A 745-nucleotide genomic window follows, 5' to 3' on the forward strand; every position below is an offset into this window, starting at 1 on the left:
TGGCGGAAGTCCGTTCCCTTGGGAAAGTACTGCCGTATCAGGCCATTCGTGTTCTCGTTGGTCCCACGCTGCCCGGAACAGTAGGGATCACAGAAGTACGTCGCTGCTGTCACCGCCTTGGCCACGGCTTCGTGGTCGGCGAATTCCGAGCCATTGTCCAGCGTGATGGTCTGGACAGCGCCCCGACGAGGCTTCAGCAGGCGGATCATGGCCGCTTTCGTCAGCTCCGCCGAGATCCTGGGCAGCCGTGCCGCCAGCAGATAGCCGCTGCGACGCTCGACCAGAGTGACCAGGCCTGATTGCTTGTGCCCCTGGATCACGGTGTCGCCCTCCCAGTGACCGATGAAACGCCGGTCATCGACCTCAGCCGGTCGGTGCTCGATGCCTACACGGTTAGGGATCTTGCCAAGCCCAGCGCTCTTGGCCTGGGCACGGTGCTTGCTGCGACGTTTGGGTTGACGGAGATGCTGCCAGAGATCGCCGCCATGCGCCTTGTCATCCCAGATCAAGGAGTAGATCCACTGATGACTGACGCCTACCCCGGCCATGGGGGCTATAAAGGGCTCTTCGTCGTTGGGTGTGGAATTCGCCCCCTGAGCTGGGCCAGGATATGACCTCCACGACGACAGGAGGTATGGCATGGACGGCACCCAGATTCTGACCCTCGGCCTGGGCCTGGAAGCGCCCTGGATCCTCAAGGACCAGCACCTGGATACCGCCGTGTCGCCTCACCGCCTCGATCTCT

The 745-nt window shown here is 62.6% G+C and carries 2 protein-coding genes (1 of these 2 cut by a window edge); one reads left to right on the forward strand and one right to left on the reverse strand.

Annotated features, from left to right (window positions below):
• Positions 1 to 509 (reverse strand): IS30 family transposase (locus tag SCI24_RS03140; protein ID WP_318723954.1); only part of this gene is annotated, 509 nt, incomplete at its 3' end.
• A 130-nt stretch (positions 510 to 639) separates the two neighbouring features.
• Between SCI24_RS03140 and SCI24_RS03145 the strand changes: the two genes are divergently transcribed.
• Positions 640 to 745, forward strand: the 5' portion of a protein-coding gene (locus SCI24_RS03145) for an ISL3 family transposase (protein ID WP_318723955.1). 1,238 nt of this gene lie beyond the right edge of the window; the window shows 106 of its 1,344 coding nt (coding positions 1–106); the start codon lies at positions 640 to 642; its stop codon lies beyond the right edge, outside the window.

It is taken from the genome of Halomonas sp. (genome assembly GCF_033549285.1).
GTDB lineage: Bacteria > Pseudomonadota > Gammaproteobacteria > Pseudomonadales > Halomonadaceae > Halomonas.